Origin of the sequence: Streptomyces sp. CT34 (assembly GCF_000805335.1) — a bacterium.
GTDB lineage: Bacteria > Actinomycetota > Actinomycetes > Streptomycetales > Streptomycetaceae > Streptomyces.
The window spans coordinates 2,865,570-2,883,027 of record NZ_KN708638.1 but is presented as its reverse complement, the minus strand read 5'-3'; the positions used below and the strand labels follow the sequence as shown (position 1 = coordinate 2,883,027).

At 68.1% G+C, this 17,458-nt stretch carries 13 protein-coding genes; 6 read left to right on the top strand and 7 right to left on the bottom strand.

All coding sequences use genetic code 11. The features are described from left to right. Positions 1 to 181 precede the first annotated feature (181 nt). The 4 genes from RZ84_RS12650 to RZ84_RS12635 all read left to right on the top strand — a co-directional run bounded on the left by RZ84_RS12650 (position 182) and on the right by RZ84_RS12635 (position 6,127). Entirely contained in the window at positions 182 to 919 is a 738-nt protein-coding gene (locus RZ84_RS12650) for a WXG100-like domain-containing protein (RefSeq protein WP_043264405.1), read from the top strand. After that, on the top strand, positions 916 to 4,833 hold the full coding sequence (locus RZ84_RS12645) for a DUF6531 domain-containing protein (protein ID WP_052229912.1): 3,918 nt from the start codon (positions 916 to 918) through the stop codon (positions 4,831 to 4,833). The genes RZ84_RS12650 and RZ84_RS12645 overlap by 4 nt, the downstream gene beginning before the upstream one ends. A gap of 68 nt (positions 4,834 to 4,901) precedes the next feature. Next, on the top strand, positions 4,902 to 5,435 hold the full coding sequence (locus RZ84_RS12640; RefSeq protein ID WP_043264404.1) for an SMI1/KNR4 family protein: 534 nt from the start codon (positions 4,902 to 4,904) through the stop codon (positions 5,433 to 5,435). Between the two features lie 506 nt (positions 5,436 to 5,941). Then, on the top strand, positions 5,942 to 6,127 hold the full coding sequence (locus RZ84_RS12635) for a hypothetical protein (RefSeq protein WP_198539977.1): 186 nt from the start codon (positions 5,942 to 5,944) through the stop codon (positions 6,125 to 6,127). A 492-nt stretch (positions 6,128 to 6,619) separates the two neighbouring features. Here RZ84_RS12635 and RZ84_RS41010 read toward each other — a convergent pair whose 3' ends face one another. From RZ84_RS41010 to RZ84_RS12600, 7 genes are all read right to left on the bottom strand, one after another. Beyond that, a complete protein-coding gene (locus RZ84_RS41010) occupies positions 6,620 to 6,820 on the bottom strand; it encodes a hypothetical protein (RefSeq protein ID WP_241777678.1) in 201 nt (66 codons plus the stop codon). 1,310 nt (positions 6,821 to 8,130) lie between these two features. After that, positions 8,131 to 8,292, bottom strand: coding sequence for a hypothetical protein (locus tag RZ84_RS38875; protein WP_157878804.1), 162 nt, complete (start codon positions 8,290 to 8,292; stop codon positions 8,131 to 8,133). Positions 8,293 to 8,421: 129 nt separating this feature from the next. Beyond that, positions 8,422 to 10,248: an asparagine synthase (glutamine-hydrolyzing) gene (gene asnB, locus RZ84_RS12620; protein WP_043264402.1), complete on the bottom strand. Its 1,827-nt coding sequence runs from the start codon at positions 10,246 to 10,248 to the stop codon at positions 8,422 to 8,424. Between the two features lie 112 nt (positions 10,249 to 10,360). Next, positions 10,361 to 11,581, bottom strand: coding sequence for a cytochrome P450 (locus tag RZ84_RS12615; protein WP_043264401.1), 1,221 nt, complete (start codon positions 11,579 to 11,581; stop codon positions 10,361 to 10,363). Positions 11,582 to 11,629: 48 nt separating this feature from the next. Further along, positions 11,630 to 12,865, bottom strand: coding sequence for a multidrug effflux MFS transporter (locus tag RZ84_RS12610; RefSeq protein ID WP_043264400.1), 1,236 nt, complete (start codon positions 12,863 to 12,865; stop codon positions 11,630 to 11,632). Positions 12,866 to 13,098: 233 nt separating this feature from the next. After that, positions 13,099 to 14,112, bottom strand: a complete 1,014-nt coding sequence (locus RZ84_RS12605) for a helix-turn-helix transcriptional regulator (protein ID WP_043264399.1) — start codon at positions 14,110 to 14,112, stop codon at positions 13,099 to 13,101. Positions 14,113 to 14,160: 48 nt separating this feature from the next. After that, on the bottom strand, positions 14,161 to 15,165 hold the full coding sequence (locus RZ84_RS12600; protein ID WP_052229910.1) for an ABC transporter substrate-binding protein: 1,005 nt from the start codon (positions 15,163 to 15,165) through the stop codon (positions 14,161 to 14,163). A gap of 159 nt (positions 15,166 to 15,324) precedes the next feature. Between RZ84_RS12600 and RZ84_RS12595 the strand changes: the two genes are divergently transcribed. Continuing rightward, the gene (locus RZ84_RS12595; protein WP_043264397.1) at positions 15,325 to 16,332 is read left to right on the top strand and encodes a FecCD family ABC transporter permease; all 1,008 of its coding nucleotides are present in this window, start codon (positions 15,325 to 15,327) and stop codon (positions 16,330 to 16,332) included. Continuing rightward, positions 16,332 to 17,435 (top strand): FecCD family ABC transporter permease, encoded by a 1,104-nt coding sequence (locus RZ84_RS12590; protein ID WP_043264396.1) that lies wholly within the window; start codon positions 16,332 to 16,334, stop codon positions 17,433 to 17,435. Before RZ84_RS12595 ends, RZ84_RS12590 begins: the two co-directional genes overlap by 1 nt. The last annotated feature ends 23 nt before the right edge of the window (positions 17,436 to 17,458 follow it).

Genomic DNA, 17,458 nt, shown 5'->3' with positions numbered 1-17,458 from the left:
ACCTGGCCGCCTGCCTCCGGCGGACGGGGGCACTCCTTCCACTACGGCCCTACGAAGTCCTCTGGGAAGAGCGAGTTCAGACGCGCTGACTACATCCGGAACATTCCATTGCTGATCCGTTACGGTTCCTTGACCCCTGTCTGATGGGCTGTTACTTCGGTAGTGCCGAGGGGGGATCGCAATGGCGATTGAACTGCCTGATGAGGTGGTGTCGTTCCTTCAGTTCATCGGGGTGAACTGGCCGAACGTCAATGAGGACAAAGTCCGTGAATTCGCCTCCCACGTAAGGGATTTCGCACAGAAGCTGGACGACACCCACAAGGACTCCACCTCGACGATCCACCAGCTGGCCGAGGTGTATCAGGGTGCGTCGTACGAGGCGTTGCTGGCCAAGTGGGGGCAGCTGTCGAACGGTCACATGACGGAACTGGTCAACGCCTGCCACACGGTGGCCACCGCGCTCGATATCGCGGCCGACACGATCGTGGCGATGAAGGTGGAGGCGATCGGTGAACTGATCGTGCTGGCCATCACGTTCGTGGCCGATCAGGCTGCCGCGGCCGTCACCCTGGGGATCGCGGAGGCGGCCGAGGCGCTGGTCATAGCGGCGGGCAAGAAGCTGGTGAACTTCCTTGAGCAGCAGTTGGAGCAGTACATCATCGGGCAGGTCATCGAGGCCGCGATCAATCCCTTGGTGGAGGTGGTCGGCAAGGCGGTGAGCGGCATGGTCTTCCAGGCCGCCGAGTCCGCGCTCGGCGTCTCCGGCGGTGGTGGGGGCGGGGGTGGTGCGGGGGAGAGTTTCTCCATCCACCCGGAGGAGTTGCACAAGCGCGCCGAGGTGCTGCGCGGGCATGCGCAGACCGTGGCGTCGCACGCCGCGGAATTCGAATCGAAGGCCGCGGGGGTGAGCTTCGAGTGAGCAACCGGATCGTCAAGGCGCTGGAGCACGGCGCGGAGAAACTGGGCAAGACCCTGGCCAAGGACGCGAGCAAGGCCGTCCAGGACCTGTACCACGATGCCGGGGGTCGGCTGAAGAAGGTCGCCACCAACCACGCCGAGAACGACGCCAAACACGCCGCGGAACTCGACAAGCTCCTCAAGGGCAACAAGCACGACATGCCACGCGCCCCGCACGCCACGAGCGGCGGCGGCCGGCGCGGCGACGGTGGCACCTCCCGCGGTGCCCGTGGCGCAGCCGAATCCGGCCACCCCAACAACCACACCCGCCCTGAGGGATCCATCAACGGCTGTGGCGACCCCGTGGACGTCGCCACGGGGCACGTCTATCTGCAGGCCACCGACATCGCACTTCCCGGTGCCCTTCCCCTGGTCTTCACGCGGAGATTCGAGTCGTCCTACCGGGTAGGAGGCCAGGTGGGCCCCTCGTGGTCCTCGACGGCCGAGCAGCGCCTCGAAATCGACGATCACGGCGTCGTCTTCGTCACCGAAGACGGCATGCTCCTGTCCTACGACACCCCTCAGCCAGGCGAGCGCTCCCTGCCCGCCCACGGCCCCCGCTGGCCGCTGACACGGACTCTCGAAGGCGACTGGGCCGTCCACGACCCCGAAAACGGCCACACCCGCCACTTCTCCCCGGCCCCCCGCACCCCGGGCTGGGCACTGCTGGACGAGATAGCCGACGGCAAAGGCCACTTCATCACCTTCGACTACGACGACCACAGCGAAGCCCTGGTCGCCATCCGCCACTCGGCCGGTCACCTCCTCAGAGCCAGCAGCGACGAGCACGGCAGGATCACTGCCCTACGCCTGGCCGACACCGGCGAAGAGGGCGTCGAGACCCACGTGGTGTCCTACGGACACGACCCCGACGGCAACCTCACCACCGTCACCAACTCCTCCGGCGGCACGACCCGGTTCGAGTACGACGACCAGCACCGGATGACAGCCTGGGTCGACTCGAACGACAGCCGCTACGAGTACCGCTACGACCACGCCAGCCGCTGCATATCCCAGGGGGGAACCGAAGGGCACCTGCGCTACCGCTACGACTACGAGCAGCCCGCCGCAGAGCCCGGATACCGCGTCACCGCCGCCACCAACTCCCTCGGCCACACCACGCACTACCTCATCAACGACCGCCTGCAGATCGCCGCCCGGACCGACCCCCTGGGCCGCACCACACGCACCGAGTACGACGAGTTCGACAAGGTCGTTGCCACCACCGACCCCCTGGGCCGCACACTCCGCCTCGCCTACGACACCTCCGGGCGCCTGACGACCGTCACCCGTCCCGACGGAGCACAGTCCCTCCTCGCCTACAACGACCGCGGTCTGCTGACCGACCTCACCGGCCCAGACGGCCGCCACTGGCACCACGAATACGACGACGCCGGCAACCGCACCGCACTGACCGACCCGGCCGGCACGACCACCCGCTACACCTACGACCAGCGCGGCCACGTCACCTCGGTCACCGACGCGCTCGGCAACACCACACGAATAACCAGCAACGACGCCGGGCTCCCTCTCACCTTCACCAACCCCCTCGGCGCCGTCACCCGATACCGCTACGACGCCTTCGGCCGGCTCACCGCCATCACCAACCCCCTCGGCGCGACCACACACCTGACGTGGACGGTCGAAGGCCGACTGGCCGGTCGCACCAACCCCGACGGAACCACCGAAGAGTGGACCTACGACGGCGAGGGCAACTGCACGAGCCATACCGACCCCCAAGGCAGGACCACCCACTACGCCTACACCCACTTCGACCGGTCCAAGGCCCGCAGCACACCCGACGGGGCGCACCACACCTTCGTCCACGACACCGAACTGCGCCTCACCCAGGTCACCAACGCCCAAGGTCTGACCTGGAACTACACCTACGACGCAGCCGGACAGCTGGTCTCGGAAACCGACTTCGACGGACACACCGTCACCTACACCTACGACGACGCCGGACAACTGGCCACCCGCGTCAACGCCCTCGGACAGACCATCACCTACGCCCACGACGACCTGGGCAACCTCGCCGAGAAGACCGCGGACGGCCACACGACCACCTACACCTACGATCCCGTCGGCAGGCTTCTCCACGCCGCCGGCCCCGGAGCCGTCCTCACCTACGATTACGACCCTCTCGGCCGCGTCATCGCCGAGACCGTCAACGGCCGCACCGTCGCCACCACATGCGATGCCCTGGGCCGCCGCACCTCCCGCACCACACCTACCGGCGCCACCACCACCTACACCTACGACGCCGCAGGTAACCGCACAACCCTCACCGCCTCCGGCCGCACCCTCACCTCCGACTACGACGCCATCGGCAGGGAGACCACCCGCCGACTCGGCGACGCCTTCGCCCTCGAACGCACCATGGACGCCATGGGCCGGCTGGCCCGGCAGACCCTCAGCGCACCCCACACGCCGGAACCCCTCCAGCGCCGCACCTACACCTACCGACCGGACGGCCATCTCACCGACATCGACGACCAACTCGACGGCCTCCGCCACTTCGACCTCGACACCGCAGGGCGGGTAACCGCCGTCCGCGCCGACAACTGGACCGAGACCTACGCATACGACCAGGACGGCAACCAAACCCACGCCAGCTGGCCAGGACGCCACCCCAACCCCGAAGCCCGCGGCGAACGCACCTACACCGGCACCCGCATCAACCACGCCGGCAACATCCGTTACGAGCACGACGCCCAAGGCCGCGTCACACTCCGGCAAAAGACCCGCCTGTCCCGCAAACCCGACACCTGGCACTACACCTGGGACGCCGAAGACCGCCTCACCCACGTCACCACCCCCGACGGCACGCGATGGCGCTACCTCTACGACCCACTGGGTCGACGCATGGCCAAACAACGCCTGGCCGCCGACCGGCAGACCGTCCTGGAAGAGACCCGCTTCGCCTGGGACGGCAGCACCCTCACAGAACAGAGCACCTACCTCCACGACGCACCCGAAGCCCTCACCCTCACCTGGGACCACGACGGCCTGGTACCGCTTGCCCAGACCGAACGCAAAACCCTGGCCGAGGCGCCTCAGTACATCGTCGACCAGCGCTTCTTCGCCATCGTCACCGACCTCATCGGCACCCCCACCGAACTCGTCGACGAGAGCGGCCGCATCGCCTGGCACGCCCGGTCGACCGTGTGGGGCACCACGAGCTGGAACCACTCCGCCAGCGCGTACACCCCACTGCGTTTTCCCGGCCAGTACTTCGACCCGGAGACCCAACTCCACTACAACTATTTCCGCCACTACGACCCCGAAGCCGCCCGCTACCTCACCCTCGATCCCCTCGGCCTCGCCCCGGCGCCCAACCCCGCCGCCTATGTGCCCAACCCCCTCACCTGGTCCGACCCCCTCGGCCTCGCAGCATGCAACGAGCCGACGGACACCTCCTGGGGCGGGCGGGTCCGCTATGGAGAGCCGGACGAACACGGTCGTCCCACCGCTATGCACGCCACCCTGGGGGCGGACATGATGGGCAAACACACCACCGACCCCCATGGCGACCCGCCCGGTTGGGAAAAAGACAAGGGATACAATCGAGCCCACCTGCTCGGCGCGCAGCTCGGCGGATCAAACAGAGACCCGCGGAACTTCGTCACCATGCACGCCTACGCGAACTCTCCCGTCATGCGGCACATAGAAAACCAGGTCCGAGCCGCGGCAGAGAAGGGCGAGACCATCCAGTACAGCGTGACCCCGGTCTACGAGGGAAGCCATCCGGTACCCAAGGGCGTCACTGTCGAGGCTCATGGATCCAACGGATTCCAATTCACACAGCACAAGAGCACCGGAATCAGCGGCTCGCACAACTCCGCATTCATACCGAACAAGAAGAGGGGAACCTGAGGTGGTGCGCTCGTAACGCCTCGATCAATCCTGAACCGATCAACCTCCGCACAGAGTAAGGAAATTCGGTGAACTCATCCGTCGATCGTCTCACTCGGCTGCTCCCGCCCCCTCCGGAGTCCAGGGAGAAGGACTGGGGGCCGGTGGAACAGGCGCTCGGTGTCGAGCTGCCGTCGGACTACAAGGAGCTCATCCACCTCTACGGAGGGAGCAACTGGGACGACTATCTCTATGTGCTGGAGCCTGGTTGCCCCAACGACAACTACGACCTCATCCAGTGGGAAGAACAGCAGACCGAGGACTTGGACGGCCTCTGGGAATTCGAGAAGAAGCCCGCCGAACTGGAGGAGGAAGGGGCCCGTGTCATCCCCTGGGCAACCACTGACAACGGGGAGTGCCTCTACTGGCTCGTCCGCCCGGACCAGGAACCGGACCAATGGACTGTCATGGTGAACGAAGCCCGTGGCGACCGCTGGGAGCACTTCCCCATCACCAGCACAGAGTTCCTGGCGTCAGCTCTGACAGGTGACCTGCGCTCCACCATCCTCTCGTCACGATTCCCCCTCGCCGTGCATGAGTTCCGGCAGCTCCAGCCCGTATAACAGCTGCCTTTCTGGCGAGGCATCCAGCGAGTTTGGATAGCGTCATCCGGAAAGAAGTCATCCGGGAAGAATCTGCGCTGAGGTGACAGCAGGCGGGGTGAATCCCATGCGGTCCGGACATATCGCACAGTTGGCAAACCAGAGTTTCGCCCTATGCGATTCCACCCGATCCTACGTAAGTCGGCGATGCTGGCGGTGGGTTGCTGCAGACGCAGCAGTCGGGCTGACAGCTGCCGGGGATGCACATCAGGCAGGTCGGCTGACGAGACCGAGGGCGCAGAAGAACGCACCGGCGCAGATCCTTCCCGAACGCGGGAAACGGGGCAGCGGACAGCCCACGTGACCAAGCTGCAGCATGTTGCCGTCATCCGCTCGGAGGGCTGAGGGTCGCCGGCTCGCCCTGCGGCGGCGGCAAGTGCCCTCTGTGCGCACACTATTGGTACCTGGCCACGCTCACCGACTGGGCCTCCCGGCAGGGCGTTCCCTCCGAGGATGCGGACCGCTACGTGCGCAGCCTCTTCCAGGGCGTCGAGCGCGCGTTGGGCGACGAAACACGCTCCCTGCATCGGCTCGCGGGGGACCACGAGACACCGAACGGAATCAACGAGCGCATCCGCACCACCTGGTTCGACGCGGCCAATTCCGAGGCGCTGGTCACAGCACTCGACGCGCTCCTCTCCGACCTCAAGTAGCCACGCCGGCACAGGCCCCCACCTCCCTCCTCGTATCCACTGGACCAGCCGGCAGAGTGAGCGCAGGCGTCGCCGGCAGATCGGTCGCATCCGAGGGTGAGGAAGGCTTCGTGGACGTCGTCGCGGATCTCCCACGATGCAGCTGCGGGTGCGCGCCGTCCTGCGGGCCGCACACCCGGACCGGCCCGTACCGCTGACCCGCGTGCTCGGACACCACGCCCAGGTGTCACGTCATGCAGGCGCGCGACCGGCCGACCCCGAACAGCGGTTCCGGGTCTACCTCGGGAAGGGAAGCAGCGGGGCTACGCGCCGGCCTACCAGGCGCCTCCGCTCGCGCCCGGACCCGCGCTACATCGTCGTCACTGCGGTCGCGGTCCTTCCCGCCGAGGACGGCCGCCCGGTCGAGCGGCTTGACCGTGTCCATGTTCAGGTGCCCGGCGCTCCCCCCCCCGCGGCGAGTTCCCGCGCCGCCTCCGCCGCGACCAGGTTCGGCTACGGACCGGTGGCGATGAACAGCACCCGGCCCGGCTCCCGCAGGACGCGTGCCCCGTCCAGGACGAACTCGCCGCGCTCGTCGCACAGCGTCGGTGTGGCCAACCGGCCCAGGCGCAGGTACGCGGGACCGGGTTCGTGTGCCACGGACACCGGGGCCTGGGCGGCCTCCCGGGCGGCCTCCCAGGCGTCGCCCGGCACCACCCGGTCGTGTTCGGCAGCATCCGGCTTACGCCGATGCCTTCCCGCGAATGACGGGTGGAGCCGTGATGTCCCGATGCGAGGCCCGCGTGCGTTCCCACGATCTCGACCGGCAGGTTCGCGCCGGCCACATCGATCTCGATCTGCTCGAAGGCGCGGGCGATGGCGAACGGGCTCATGCCGTTGGCGAACACCGGACAAACGGCCACCGTCATTCCGGCGGCGACACTGACCATGTTCTGCTCGGCGATACCGAGGTCCACGTTGCCGGGCTTCGGCCTGTGGCAGGTCCTGCCTTTGGAGAGCGGCAAAACGGGGTCCGCCGCTCCACGCAGGTATGCGGACCCCGTGGCTCGCGGGAGTCAGCGGCGCTGCCACCACCTGGCTACGGCACCAGCGGCGACTGCTGTGCCCAGGCCCAATCCCCAGCCGGCCCAGCCGCCCACCGTCCCGGTCGCTGTAATCGTGGCAGTGGCTCCTATCACGACGGCGGCGGTCCACGCGTCACCACGTCGATTTACCTGCGCAGGCATTGACGACCCCTTTCCTCAGTACGCCCGGTGGCTCCGCGCAGTGATCGTACTTAGCAATCGATTGCACCGTCAGCCGCTCCATAGGCGCCGCCCCCAGCGGCCCAGCCAATGCGCCGGGGGCGCAGCCGGTCTCCAGATCGGCGACGCAGTCTCCGGCAGCGCCACCGATCAGGCCGTCCTTCCTGCACAAGTACCCGCCGCCCCGGCCCAATCGAGCCGACACCACCAAGCACCGCTGGGCCGCCTCTGCGGTCCGCTCCATCCTGGAAAGCCCCAAGTACACCGGCTACCAGGTCTGGAACCGCAAAGCCCGCAAGAAACGCGGCAACCGCGCCAACCCCGTCAGCTAATGGATCTGGTCACCCAACCCCCACCCACGAACCACTCGTCTCCCGTCAACTCTTCGCCTCCGCCTGGCTCGCAGTCTCCGCCCACCCCGGCGTCAAAAAGGAACGGGCGGCCCGCGCCGCCGCACCCTCCGCGGACCGCTCCTATGTCCTTCGCTCCTACCTCTTCTGCACGCTTTGCGACCACCGGATATACGGCAAGGCCAGCGAGGCCAGCAAGGGGCACTCCTACTACGCCTGCCAGCCCAAGAAGGACCAGCACCAGGACGCCGACCCGTACGCCGCCCACCCCGGGGTCGTGTGGATCGGCGAGCGCGTCATGCTCGAAGCCATCCACACCTTCTTCGAAGACCGCGTCTTCGGCCCCCAGCGCCGCCCACTCCTCGAAGCGGCCATGACCACGACAGCGACATCCACCGGCCCCGACCGGTCAAACGACATCCAGCGCCTCCAGAACGAGGCGGACAGCCTCGCCCGCCGCAAGGAACTCCTCCTCGACCAGCTTGCGAGCCCGGACGAGGGTGATGGCGACCCCGAAACCGCCGCCGAATTCCGCAGAGGCATCCGGAAACGCTTCGACGCACTGGAGCACGAGCGCCGGGAGATCCTTGCCCGACTGGAGACCTTCCGCGCGGAAGTGGCGCCGGAAGGGCCGGGCGACCTCGGTCTCCTCGATGTGATCCCGCAGCTCGGTTTCCGGTTCGCCACGCTCCCGACGGTGTCAGGGTTTCAGTTCGTGGGTTTCCAGCCAGCTGTTGAGCTGCAGCATGAATTCCAGCCCGGTGCGGGACGGCCAGCCGTCCGTATTCTGCTGACGGACACCGCCGTGATCGATGAGAGAATGCACCGGTGCGCTGGGGTCGGCGGTCAGTCGATCGAATTCGGCGCGCAGCGCGGCATCGTAGCGTGGATCGTGGCTTATCGGGTATGCGCTCTTCTTGCGTTCCACGATGCTGCTCGGGAGCAGATCGCGGGTCGCCGCCCGCAACAGACTCTTTTCTCTTCCGTCGAAGGTCTTCATCGACCATGGCGCGTTGAAGGTGTATTCGACGAGCCGGTGGTCGCAGAACGGCACGCGCACCTCGAGGCCGACCGCCATGCTCATCCGATCCTTCCGGTCGAGCAGGAAAGGAACGAAGCGGGTGATGCTGAGATAGCTCACCTCCCGAATTCGCCGCTCCATCGCATCTTCACCTGGCAGTACCGGCACCTCGGCCAGCGCTTCCGAATACCGCTGGGCACGGTAGCCTTCGATGTCCAGCTCGGCGATCAGTCCCGGATCCAACAGCCCGGAGAGCATGGGCATCAGGTCGTATCCGGCGGCCACCCAGGGGAAAGTGTTCGCATCGCGCAGCTCGGGATCGTGGAACCACACATAGCCCCCGAACAGTTCGTCGGCCGCCTCTCCGGACAGGGCGACCGTTGACCGTTCGCGAATCGCCCGGAACAGCAGGTACAGCGAGGCGTATCCGTCACCGAGCGTCGCAGCGGGTGAATCGTACGCCTTCGGCACCATGGCCCGGATACGCGGGTCGGTGAGCTCTTCCAGGCCGAGCACCAGATTGGTGTGGTCAGCGGCCACATGGCCGGCCATCTCGGCGGCGAATGGGGCGTCCGGGGAATTGTGTACCACGTTCGCGCTGAAATCCCGCTCGTTCCCGGCGAAGTCGACGGAGAACGAACGAACCGGCCCGGCCCCGCGTTCGGCGAGCGAACGGGAGGCAAGGGCGGTCACGGCGCTGGAATCCAGCCCACCGGAAAGCAGGGTGCAGAGCGGGACATCGGCGATGAGCTGGTGCTCGATGATGTCTTCGAGCAGCGTGCGCACCGTCCGCACGGTGGTGTCCACATCATCGGTGTGTTCGCGCGCCTCGAGCGCCCAATAGCGCTGGATACGCAATCCCGTGCGGCCGAAGCGGAGCAGGTGGCCGGGGCGGAGTTCATACATGCCATGGAAGATCGCGTGCTCCGGGGTTTTGACGCCCGCCAGCAGTTCGCGCAGCCCGTCCTGGTCCACGACCGGGCGCACCTCAGGATGCGCGAGTATCGATTTTGCCTCCGAGCCGAACAGCAGCCCGCGCTCTGTGGGGTAGTAGTACAGCGGTTTGATGCCGAGCCGGTCGCGCACGAGCACCAGCTCGTCGGTGCGGGCGTCCCAGATCCCGAACGCGAACATCCCGTTCAGCTTGTCCGCCATGGCCGCACCCCATTGCAGATAGGCGTGCAGGACGACCTCGGTATCGCTTTCGGTGCGGAAACGGTGCCCGAGCGTGCGCAACTCCGCACGTAACTCACGGTAGTTGTACACCTCGCCGCTGTAGGTGAGAGCCGCCAGTGTGCGGCCGTCGTGCTCGACGGTCATCGGCTGGACCCCGCCTTCCAGATCGATCACCGCAAGGCGCCGGTGGCCCAGGCCGATATGGGTGCCTGTCCAGTACCCCTGCGCGTCCGGTCCCCGGCAGGCCATCGTGTCGGCCATGTCCCGCAGTACACCCTGCGCGCTGCTCATATCGCGTTCGAAGTCTACCCAGCCCGTTATGCCGCACATGAAATCTTCGCTCTCTCCTCGGTTCAGGTCAGGCCAGCCGGTGTTGAATCGCCGGAGAACAGCGGCGAAGCCTTGTCCGGTCGGAAATGTATGGTTCGAAGGTCGCGGGAGATTACCAGGTGACCGGGAATTCGTGGATGCCGTAGATGTCCGCATCGCTCTTGAACGGCAAATCCTCGGTCGGTATTGCGGAGCGCAGTGTGGGGATGCGCCGGAGCAGGGTCGAGTAGACGATTTCCAGCTCCATCCGGGCAAGGTTCTGCCCGAGGCATTGGTGTGCTCCGTAACCGAACGCCAGTTGATGACGCGCCCCGCGCTGTATGTCCAGGTCGTTACCGCCGGGAAAAACCGCGGGATCGCGGTTGGCTACGTTGCAGAGTGCGACAAGGACATCTCCTGCCTTGATCAGGGTGCCGCCGAGCTCGACGTCCTCGGTCGCCACGCGGGTGGGAATGAACTCGGCGATGGTGAAGTAGCGCAGGAGCTCTTCCACGGCGGCCGGGATCTTCCCCGGATTCGCGCGCAGGACTTCCGCGTCGGCCGGGCGGTCGATCAAGATCATGGCGCCGAGTGAGATCATGTTCGCGGTGGTCTCGTGCCCGGCTACGAGGAGAAGGAACGCCATGCGTACCAGATCTCTGTGCCGGTATGTGCCCGCTTCGCGCAATTTCACGATCTGGCGTCCGAGCAGATCGTCGGTCGGCTCGGCCTCTTTCTTGGTGATGAGATCGCTGAGGAATTCAAGGAGTTCATCGAGTGCACGCAGGCGCTCCTCGGCCGAAGCGTCGCGCAGCAGCAGCTTGTTGGAGCGGGCCTGGAAGAACTCATGGCCTTCGTAGGGCACGCCGAGTTGCTCGCAGATCACCAGAGAGGGAACGGGCAGTGAAAGCGCGTCGACCAGATCCACCGGCTTCGGGCCGGCCAGCATCACGTCAATGCGGTCGTCCACAATCTGCTGAATGCGTGGCTGCAATGCTTTCATGCGTTTCAGGGTGAATTCGCCGGTCACTGAACGGCGGACGTCCCGGTGTTCCGTCCCGTCCATGGAGATCATCGTGCGGCGGAAATTTCCCGGTTGTCCGTCGACCTGGAACGGAAAACCCTGCTTCTCCCGGTCGGCGCTGAACCGGCTGTCGGTGAGCATGGTGCGGATATCGTCGTGGCTGCTCACCGCCCAGACCGGTGCACCAGGCGTCAGGGCCGCCAAGGTGACCTTGACGGGGCGGCCCTGCTGCTGGAACTCGATGTGCTGCGCATTTGGGGAGTGCGGGCAACTGCGGGATATTTCCAGTTCTTGAACGGGCGCTGTCGAGGCAGGTTCCGCAGTGGTCACAGGCTTCCCTTTCTCAGGTACGTACGTCGAGGACACAACGCGGCGGACTCAGGATCGGCCGGCCGGCTCACCATGGCCCTGCCACGGCCGGGCGAGGGTGAGCAGAGCCACCGCGGAGAGGAGAACGGAGCCCAGTACCACGACCGCCGTCGACATGGCGGTGGTGTTGCCCAGAACGCCGGGCAGAGGTGCGGCCGCGGCGCCGAGCACGAACTGGGCGCCCCCGAGCATGCCGGAGGCGGCACCGGGGGCATCGCTGCCGACCGCGAGGATGATGGTGGTCGACGCGGGCAGCAGGAGCCCGAACCCGAATGTGAAGCCGAACAGACAGGCCCATGTGGTGGGGAACGTACTGATGCCGACGGCGAGCAGGGTCACCAGCGCGACCAGGGAGACGACGGTGACGGCCACGCCGGTGGCGAGCAGGGAGTTGAGACGTACGAGCTCGGCCAGCCGTCCGAATATCGCGCCGGCCACCACGGTGCCGACGGCGTTCGTGGCGAAGACGAGGCTGTACGCAGTGGGTGACAGGCCGTAGGCGCCTTCGAAGACGAAGGGCGAGCCGGTGATGTACGCGAACAGGGCGGCCAGTCCACACCCCATGACGAGGAGGTAGCCGACCATTTCGCGCCGCCGGAGCAGTCCGCCCATCGCGGCGAGTACGGACCGCAGACCGCCCGTCCGGCGCCGCTCGACGGGCAGCGATTCGGGAACCCACGCCCAGACCGCGGTCATCAACAGCAGCCCGGTCACGGCCAGCGCCACGAACACCAGGCGCCATGAGCCGACGTCGAGAAGGAGGCCGCCGGCCACCGGCGCCAGAATCGGCGCGGTCGACCCGATCACGCTCAGCGTCGTGAGCTGGCGGGCTGCGCGGGTGCCGGTGAACCGGTCGCTGACGACCGCCCGCCCGATGACGATCCCCGCGCTGCCGGCGATTCCCTGCAGCAGCCGGGCCACGTCGAACACGGCGATGGACGGGGCGAGCGCGCAGACCAGGGACAACACGGTGAACATGCCGCAGCCGGCCAGGAGCAGGCGTCGCCGCCCCATCGCGTCGCTGGCCGGGCCGAGCACGACCTGGCCGACGGCGAGCCCGACGAGGCAGGCCGTCAGGGAGAGTTGGACGGCCGTTTTCGAGGTTCCGAACGAGGTGACGATCTCGGGGAAGCCGGGCGCGTACATGTCGATGGCGAACGGTGATACCGCCGAGAGCGCGCCAAGGACGGTGATCAAACGGCCCGTTCCGGTCCGGGGGGTCGCGGTGTCGATGCTGACGGTCATCGGTCTCCAACCGTGGGTCCTGCTGTGAGGGAAACCTGAGCGTGCGGGAAGGCCGCCCTTTGTCGTGTCGCAGCGGTCGACTTGTCGTGTCGCGGCTGCCGACGTGGCCGCGCAGAGGGCGTCGCCGTCAGCGACCGGCGACCGCTACGCGTCACATCGTCGGCGCCGGCGGCGTGCCGCGGTGTGGAGCGAGGGGCCCGGGGATGTGGAGCGCGGTGCCTCCCCGGCGGGCGTCAGGAGTGCGCCCGCCTGAACCGGGCGGGGGAGGTGCCCCGGTCGCGCCGGAAGGCGTAGCCGAAATTGGTGGGCGAGGCGTAGCCGACCTCGTGCCCGATCCGGGCCACCGGCCAGTCGGTCTCAACGAGCAGGGCCGCGGCCCGGTCGAGGCAGCGGCGCCGGTGGTACTCCATCACCGATGTCCCGTACAGCGCGCGGAACCCGGTGGTGAGGCGCCGGACCGACATCGACGACGCGCGGGCCAGGTCGGCCAGTGCCGGCGGTGCGTGGCGTTGCTGCCAGAGCAGTTCGGGGACACGGCGCAGCGCGGCCACCTCGTGGTCATCCAGGGCACGGTCCCGGGCGTCCGCGGACGGCCCGGTGACCGCGAGCCCGTCGATCAGTGCGGCCAACGCCGCCACCAGCCGTGATTCCATGAACAGCAGGCGCCCCGGATTCGCGCGTCGGTGCAGGAAGATCTCCTCGAGGGGACCGGCCACGGGGTGCAGTGCGGCGGACCGGCCCAGGTAGCGCTCGCGCGCGATGTTCTCCGGTCCGGTGGCGGGGAGGGCGCCCGCACCCAGACCTCCGAGGTAGGACTCCAGCCCGGTCCAGGTCCCGGTGATCGACACCGCTCGGTACCGCTCGCCGTCGCCGTGTGCGATGACACCCTCGGTGGCGCACCGGGGGCTCAGCGACACCGAGCCGGCGTGCAGGGCGCCGGTGCCGGCGTCGGCCTCGCTGACCTGCATGTGCCCGTCGACACAGTGCTCCAGCTCGAAGTGGTCGTCCGGGAAGGTGTATCCGACCTGGTGTCCTCCGGCGAACGCGACGTCGTAGCGGACGATGTGGAACCCGCTCCGCAACGACGTCACCTCGATCGTGCCGTCGCCGACCTCCGGACGGAGCCGGTGCCGGACGGTGCCGTCCCGGCTCTCGTCGACCTGGGCGATCGACGTGTAGTACGCCGCGTACGTCGCGTCCAACGCGGTGGGACCGGCCGCGCCGACGAGTTGGTGAAACCGGGTCATAGTTCGCAGGTTAGCCTTCCCTCAGTGCCGTGAACATCTCCTTCTCTGTCAGGCGATGTGCGGCCAGGCGCCGGTGAGTGACGTGGTGAGCGAGTCGTAGACCTGCGCCATGCCGTGGTGGCTGAGGCTGGGCTCCGGGTTCCACGGGCCGATCTGGCCGGCGCGGACGGCGGGGAGGCTTTGCCACAGACCGTTGCCGCTCAGATCCGCCGGCTGAAGGCTGCTGGAGCGCACGTCGAGGAGGATGAGGTCGGCCGGATAACGGTCGACCAGCTCCCAGGAGAGCTTTTCCATGTAGCGGGTGCCGCCGGTGGGTCTGACGACGTCCAGGCCGAGGCCCGCGAAGTCGCCGATCGACGGGAATCCCGCCTTGCTGATCCTGATGCCGTCCTGGTCGGCCGAGGCGAACAGGACCCGTAGCCCGGGTTTGCCGGTGATGGCCCGGCGGGCCCGATCGCGGGCGGCGGTGTAGGCGGCCTTCCCGCGCCGCAGCTCCGGTGCGGTGAAGTCGGCTCCGAGGGCGGCGGCGAGGTCGGCGTATCGCCGCACGGCGGTGTCGACCCTGGCTCCGTAGACCTCTATGGACACCACGGGGGCCAGCTTTTCGGTGAGTTCGAGGCTGCTCCGGTCGATCTGGGGCGCACCGTACTGGAGCGGGTCGACGACGAGATCCGGGTGCAGCCTCCCCAGCCGCTCGGCACTGATATGGCCCCAGGTGCCGCCGACCGTGGCCACACGGCTCAGATCCACCTGGCCGAGTACGGTGCCGTCCTTGCCGCCGCCCTGCTTCCGTAAGGCGCCGTAGACGCCGACCGGGCGGATCCCGTAGTCCCACAGGGCCGCGGCCGCGGTGGCATAGGCCACGATGTGCCGTGGGCGGCTCCCCAGCCGGACCGTCCGCCGGGTGTCATCGGTGAAGCTCCAGGCACATGCGTCACCCGGGGCGGCAGGTCTGCGGCCGGCCTCCGGGGGCGAGCAGCCCGCCGCGCCGAGCGCGACGAGTCCGAGGGCACCGGCGGTCAGGAACCGTCGACGGTCGGGCAGGAGCGACATCAGTCTCCTCAGGGGCCACGGGGTGTTCAAGGCTTGGGGTGTTCGGGGATTCGAGCGCCGACTCGACTCGAAAGTTAACTAAGGTTAGCCTTACAGAAGTTGGAGATACCACGTACATCGTGATGTCGCGAACAGCCAGCGGGAACGGGGGAACCGGAGATGAGGAGCAGCCGCGCCAAGCTGTTGTCCGGCTTAGGTGTCGCGCTGTTCGCCCTCGTGGTGGCCGCGGCCGTCAGTACGGGCGTGGGCACGCGCGCCGTCCCGCTGAGCACCGTCGCTGATGCGCTGCTCCACTTCGATCCGCACGACGTGAACCACGTGGCCATATGGGAGTTACGGCTCCCCCGCACCGCCCTCGGCGTGCTGGCGGGGGCGGCGCTGGGACTGGCGGGTGCGGTGATGCAGGGGGTGACCCGCAATCCGCTGGCCGACCCCGGCATCCTCGGGGTGAACGCCGGTGCCGCGCTCTTCGTCGTCGTCGGTATCGACCTCTTCGGCATCACCGCCCTGTCCGGCTATCTGTGGTTCGGCCTCGCGGGCGCAGCACTGGCGGCCTGCCTTGTCCACGGGGTGAGTTCGCTGGGCCGCGGCGGAGCCACCCCCGTCAAACTCGCGCTCTCCGGGGCCGCGGTGAGCGCCGCCCTGACCTCGCTGGTCACCGCGCTCCTGCTGATCGACGCGGACACCTTCGACCAGTTCAGGTTCTGGCGGGTCGGCTCGCTGGCCGGCCGGGACGGTGCGGTCATAGGGCAGGCGCTGCCCTTCCTCGCCGCCGGCGCGGTGCTGGCGCTCGCTTCGGGGCGGCTGCTCAACGCGCTCGCGCTCGGTGAGGACACCGCGCGCTCCCTGGGCCGGCACCTCGGCCGTGGCCGCACGCTGGCGGCACTCTCCGTGGTCCTGCTGTGTGGGGCCGCCACCGCGATGTGCGGGCCCATCGCCTTCATCGGCCTGACCGTGCCGCACCTGGCGCGCCTGATCACCGGCCCCGACTACCGCTGGATACTGCCCTATTCGATGCTGCTGGCGCCCCTCGTGCTGCTTGTGGCCGACGTCGCGGGCCGGCTGGCGGTACGCCCCTCCGAGCTGCAGGTCGGGCTGATGACTCCGGTCATCGGCGCCCCGGTGTTCGTCATGCTGGTGCGCAGGCGCACGCTCGTGGAGCTGTGATGAGCGGCGACACCGCGACCGCACGGGTCGCAGCGGGGGAGCGGGAGACGGCCGCCCGGGAAGCCGCACGGCGGACCGTGGCCGCGGTGCGCCGCCGGGACAGACGACGTACGGGTGCCGTGACCGCCGCCCTGGTGCTCGCCGTGCTGGCCGTGTTCACCGCCGCGCTGGCGCTGGGCGAGTTCGGCGTACCGGTACCGGAGGTCGTCCGGTCGCTCGCCGGTCCGCTCTTCGGCAGGGCCGCGTGGGAGAGCGAGTTCTTCGTCCTCGACGTACGGCTCCCGCGGGTGCTGACGGGCGTACTGACCGGAGCGGCGTTCGGTCTGTCCGGCGCGCTCTTCCAGAGTCTGATACGCAACCCGCTGGCCAGCCCGGACATCATCGGCATCACCTCGGGCGCGAGCGCGGCGGCCGTGGTGTGCGTGCTGCCCCTCGGGCTGAGCGGAATGGCGGTCTCCTGCGGTGCGCTCGCGGGTGCGCTGGTCACGGCCGCCCTCATCTATCTGCTCGCGTGGCGGAGAGGGGTGAGCGGCTACCGCCTCGTCCTCGTCGGTATCGGGATCGCGGCGGTGCTGTCCAGCCTGATCTCGTACCTGATGACCACCACGCAGGTCAGCGACGCCCAGCGGGCCCTGGAGTGGCTGACGGGAAGTCTGGACGGACGCGGCTGGCCGCACGCCGGCACCCTCGCGCTGTGCCTGGTTCCGCTGCTGCCCGCGACGGCGCTGCTGTCCCGCTCGCTGCGGGTGCTGCGGTTCGGTGATGACACCGCCGCCGGGCTCGGTGTGCGGGTGGAGTCCCGCCGGCTCGCGCTGCTGGCGGTGGCGGTGGCACTGGCCGCGGTGGCGACCGCTGCGGCCGGCCCGGTCCCGTTCGTGGCCCTGGTCAGTGCGCCGATCGCACGCGGGCTGCAGCGCGGGCGCGGAGCCGCCCTGACGGCGGCGGCGCTGGTGGGCGCGGTGCTGATGCCCGCGTCCGACTTCCTCGGCCGGCATCTGTTCGGCTCCACGGAGCTACCGGTCGGTGTGGTGACCGGTGTCGTGGGAGCCCCGTATCTGCTTCTCACACTGGCCACCACCAACCGCTCGGGACACGGCGGTTGACCATCGACGGCAGGAGCCGGAGG